Origin of the sequence: Dactylosporangium sp. NPDC049525, assembly GCF_040676755.1 — a bacterium.
Lineage (GTDB): Bacteria > Actinomycetota > Actinomycetes > Mycobacteriales > Micromonosporaceae > Dactylosporangium.
Genome location: NZ_JBFAPO010000140.1, coordinates 1 through 4,453, shown reverse-complemented (window position 1 = coordinate 4,453; position 4,453 = coordinate 1). Strand labels below are relative to the sequence as shown.

3 protein-coding genes and 1 pseudogene are annotated in these 4,453 nt (G+C 72.4%); 2 read left to right on the top strand and 2 right to left on the bottom strand.

Annotated elements, in window-relative coordinates:
• The first annotated feature begins 1,812 nt into the window (after window positions 1-1,812).
• Window positions 1,813-2,694, top strand: a complete 882-nt coding sequence (locus AB0K00_RS57560; RefSeq protein ID WP_363540161.1) for a GNAT family N-acetyltransferase — start codon at window positions 1,813-1,815, stop codon at window positions 2,692-2,694.
• A 164-nt stretch (window positions 2,695-2,858) separates the two neighbouring features.
• Here the strand turns inward: AB0K00_RS57560 and AB0K00_RS57555 are convergent, their stop codons facing one another.
• Window positions 2,859-3,089: a hypothetical protein gene (locus AB0K00_RS57555; RefSeq protein ID WP_363540159.1), complete on the bottom strand. Its 231-nt coding sequence runs from the start codon at window positions 3,087-3,089 to the stop codon at window positions 2,859-2,861.
• 90 nt (window positions 3,090-3,179) lie between these two features.
• On the opposite strand from AB0K00_RS57555, the gene AB0K00_RS57550 reads away from it, so the two are divergent.
• Window positions 3,180-4,226, top strand: a complete 1,047-nt coding sequence (locus AB0K00_RS57550; RefSeq protein ID WP_363540157.1) for a dipeptidase — start codon at window positions 3,180-3,182, stop codon at window positions 4,224-4,226.
• A gap of 58 nt (window positions 4,227-4,284) precedes the next feature.
• On the opposite strand, the pseudogene groEL reads toward AB0K00_RS57550, so the two are convergent.
• Window positions 4,285-4,453: pseudogene (gene groEL, locus AB0K00_RS57545) on the bottom strand (chaperonin GroEL); the annotation flags it as partial.

The following is a 4,453-nucleotide window of genomic DNA, read 5'->3' as shown; positions in this document are numbered from 1 at the left end:
TGCCCCGCCCTCGCCGCTCCACCGTCGCGGACACCGCCCCCACCGCCCCGCGGTCGCGTCCGCCGCTCCGCCTCCGCTGCTCCGCTTCGCTGCTCCGCCCTCCCCGGTCCACCTCCGCTCCTCCACCTCCGCCCTCGCCGCCCGCCTTTGTGGTCACGTCTGCGCGCCCCGCCCTCGCCGCTCCGCCGCCGCCGACACCGGCCCTCGCCGCCCCGGCGGTCGCGTCCGCCGCTCCGCCTCCGCTGCCCCACCTCACCTCCCCGCCCTCCCGCTCGCGGTCGCGTCCGCCGCTCCACCCTCACCGCTCCACCGTCGCCGCACGACCTCCGCCGCCCCCACCTCCACCGCTCCACCATCGCGGCCCGCCTCTGCCGCCCCCGCCTTCACCGCTCCACCATCGCCGCCCCGCCCTCGCCGTCCACCTCCGCTGACTCCACGCTTCCGCTCCGCCTCCGCCGCTCCCCCCGCTGACCCCGCCCCCGCTGACTCCGCCGGCCCCGCCCCCGTTGACGCCACCTCCGCCCCATCGCCTCGCCGATTCCGCTGCCCCCGCACCGGCGGCCTCGCACCCGCCGTCCTCAGCCCGCCATTTCAACCCAGACCACCTCTCCAACCTCGGCCAGAGACCCCCATCGCGGCCCCGCCTCTGCCGCCCCCACCGCTCCACCATCGCCGCCCCCGCCTCCGCCGCCCACCTCCGTTGACTCCACCGCTTCCACTCCGCCCCCGCTGACCCGCTGGCCCCGCCCCCGTTGACGCCACCTCCGCCCCATCGCCTCGCCGATTCCGCTGCCCCCGCACCAGCGGCCTCGCACCCGCCGTCCTCAGCCCGCCATTTCAACCCGGACCACCTCTCCGAACTCGGCCAGAGACCCCACCACCGGGTCCACCCGCCGCCCCGGCCTGCCGCTCACCTGAACGCCACCCACGCCCAAGCTCCCGTCCACCACGCCGACCGCTGCCCACGAACGGGACCGCGACCCAGCACCCTGGGCCTCGGCCTACGACCCGGAAACGCCCGCCCACCAAAGACTTCGGCACACCGCCCACCACCGGGATGCCGCCCACAACAAACTTCGGCCTGCCCCCACCACCCAGTCCCGGCCTACCGCCATCAGTCGGGCCTCGGCCTACAACCGCCCTTGGGTCCACTGCCCGGCCGCCGCTCGGACCTCGGCTCACCACCCAGCCGCGGCTCGAACCTCAGCCTGCCAACCAAGTCGCCGCCGTGATCAGCATTTGGACTGCCGGGGATTGCCCGCTCAGAACGCACCGGCCAAGGTGCAGACCGCGAATCGCCTCACCCACGCGACCAACCCGGACCTCGCCTCACTGCCCCCACGCGCGCCTCGGCCCACAACCTGACACCGGTCCACCGCCAGCCACTCGCACGTCGACCCACTGCCCGAACGACCGCCCGGACTAGCGCCCGGCCCCTCGCCGAGACCACCGCCCTGACCGAAGCACTCGGACCGGCACCCGAACCCCACCGGGACCACGGTCGCAACGCCGCGGACTGCGGTCTGTTCCACGGCAGTGCCGAGAAGCGCTCTCAAATCCCACGCCGTTGGCTGGGGTTCTGGCCCGCCACGCTCAACCAGCGGCCCGCCGAACAACCCGAAGGATCCCCGGTGCCGGGACACCGGGGATCCTTCGGGTTGTTCGGAACAAACCAACCCGCGGAAGACCCAGCAACCACGGCACGACCCGCCGCCGAGGCTGCCGGCCGCCCCCGCTCCAACCCGAGATCAACCGGCGCAGATCCGTGGCGGGAGACGCAGGAAGGCGCTAACAGTTAGGTATCTTTACCAAATGATCGTTGATCGCTTGGGTGACCGTGAGGTGGTTGGGCTGTGTGCTGGGGCGCTTGACCTGCCCGAAGACGCCGGGGAGGCAGGGGCGATGGTGCGGCGGCTCGCCGCGCCGCCGGAAGGGCGGGCCACGGTACGCCTCGCCAGCCTGGACTCCGACGGCGCGGCGACCGGCGTGGTGTTCGGCTCGATCAGCGACGCCGATCCGCTCCTCGGGCACGTCGAACTGCTCGCGGTGCGACCCGATCGGCGGCGGGAAGGCATCGGCAGGGCGTTGCTGGCGGCGGCGGAGCGGCGTCTCGCAGATCTCGGTGCGCAGCGGGTCCGGATCGGCGGCAACCCGCCGTGCTACGTCTGGCCGGGCATCGACGTGCGGTACACGCCGGCGGTGTGCCTCGCACAGAGGGCCGGCTACGAACGTACCGACACCGCCTGGAACATGACCGCCGACCTGACCGGCACCAGTCCGGCGGCGCGGGCCGACGAGGAACGGCTGGACGGTGCGGGAGTCAAGGTGATGCGGGCCGGGCCCGAGACGCCGGAGTGGGTGCGCGGGATCTGGGGCGGCGGCTGGGCCTGGGAGGTCACGCAGTCGCTGGGCCGCGACAGTGCCGGCTGCTGGGTCGCGGTGCGGGACGGCGAGATCCTGGGCTTCGCGGCGTACGGCGCCAACCGCCCCAGCTGGTTCGGCCCGATGGGCACCGCGCCGGCGGCGGAAGGGCTCGGGGTCGGACGGGTGTTGCTGCGGCGGTGCCTCGCGGACCAGCTCGCCGACGGGCATCGCACGGCGCAGATCGGCTGGGCGGGACCGGTCGCGTTCTACTCGAAGACGGTCGGCGCGCGGCTGGAACGGATCTTCTGGATCTACACGAAGCAGCTGTAGACACGCATGAAGGGCAGGCCATGGGTTCGCCACAGTCCTGCCCCGCACGCGTCGCACCGGCGCGCCCCGTGATCCCCCGTCGTGCCACGGGCGGCCGATGCCGTCTCGAACTCCGCACCCGAAGGCCGGAGCCAACCCGGGACAAGCCGGGAACCAACCGGAGGTCAGCGGTCGGGCTGGTTGGCGCGCTTGTCCTGCAGGCTGGTCTGCTGCTCCTGCTGGAGCTTCTTCGCCTGCATGATCGCCGTGTTGGCGGTCGCCGGCTGGCCCGCGACGTCCGCGTCCGGAGTGATGATCATGTCGTCGGAAAGGTCCGGGTCCAGGTAGCCGAGGTCGTCCTCGCTGCGGTGCATCCCGCGGCTGTCGAAGTTGCTGTTCTGCTTTGACTTGCCCATGGCTTCCCCCTCGTGTAGGCCGCTCCCACCATATGAGGACCCTTCACGTGATGCGGGCAAAACCCGCATTTCATCCCTACAGTCGTTGGGATGAGCGGTGCGATACCCGTCATCGACGGCCACAACGACCTGGCCTGGCGCATGCGCATGCGCGCGGCAGAGCTGCACACCGACATCCCCCGGCTCAGAAGCGGTGGCGTCCGCGCGCAGTTCTGGTCCGTGTACGTCCCGTGCGGCGGTCCCCAGTCGGCCGCCACGGTCAAGGTGCTCGAACAGATCGACCTGGTCCACCGGCTGATCGAGGCGAATCCCGGCGACCTGGCCCTCGCGACCACCGCCGGCGACGTCCAGCGGATCGCCGACAGCGGACGGATCGCGTCGCTGCTGGGCGCCGAGGGCGGGCACTGCCTGGACGACTCGCTCGGCGTGCTGCGCAGCTTGTACCGGCTGGGCGTGCGGTACCTCACCCTCACCCATGGCAAGAACACCGCCTGGGCGGACAGCGCGACCGATGTTCCCAACGTCGGCGGCCTGTCGGCGTTCGGCGTGGAGGTGGTCCGCGAGCTCAACCGCCTCGGCATGATGGCCGACCTGTCGCACGTCGCGCCGAGCACGATGCATGCGGCGCTGGACGTCTCCACGGCGCCGGCGTTCTTCTCGCACTCCTCCGCGCGGGCGCTGTGTGACCATCCGCGCAACGTCCCCGACGACGTCCTGGCCCGCGTCCGTGACACCGGCGGGGTGGTGATGGTGACGTTCGTGCCGTTCTTCCTCAACGAGGCCTGCCGGCAGTGGGGCGACGAGCTGTACCGGGTGGAGGACGCCATCCCGGAGGAATACGGCTCGCCGGCGTTCGAGCGGCTCCAGCGGGAGTGGATCGCGGCCAACCCGTGCCCGCCGTCGAGCGTGCGGGACGTCGCCGACCACGTGGAGCACGTCCGCGACGTCGCCGGCATCGGGGCGGTCGGGATCGGCGGCGACTTCGACGGCACCGAGGTGCTGCCGGCGGGCCTGCACGATGTGTCGACCTACCCCGTGCTGTTCGACGAGCTGCGGGGGCGCGGCTGGTCCGACGCCGAGCTGCGCAGGCTCGGCTGGGACAACACGATGCGGGTCCTGCGCGACACCTGCGGATGACGCAAAGAGGGGCAGACCCGAAACGGGCCTGCCCCTCTTCGAAGAAGAAGCGCTGGACTCAGAAGTCCATGTCGCCGCCGCCGGGCGCACCCGCCGGCGCCGGGGTCTTCTCCGGCTTGTCCGCCACCACTGCCTCGGTGGTGAGGAAGAGTGCCGCGATGGAGGCGGCGTTCTGCAGGGCGGAGCGGGTGACCTTGGCCGGGTCGATGATGCCCTCGGCGAGGAGG

What these genes read in the sequence shown, in the direction of transcription:
- AB0K00_RS57550 (WP_363540157.1), top strand. Translation starts at nt 3,180, where the DNA reads ATGAGCGGTGCGATACCCGTCATCGACGGCCACAACGACCTGGCCTGG.
- AB0K00_RS57555 (WP_363540159.1), bottom strand. Translation starts at nt 3,089, where the DNA reads ATGGGCAAGTCAAAGCAGAACAGCAACTTCGACAGCCGCGGGATGCAC.
- AB0K00_RS57560 (WP_363540161.1), top strand. Translation starts at nt 1,813, where the DNA reads ATGATCGTTGATCGCTTGGGTGACCGTGAGGTGGTTGGGCTGTGTGCT.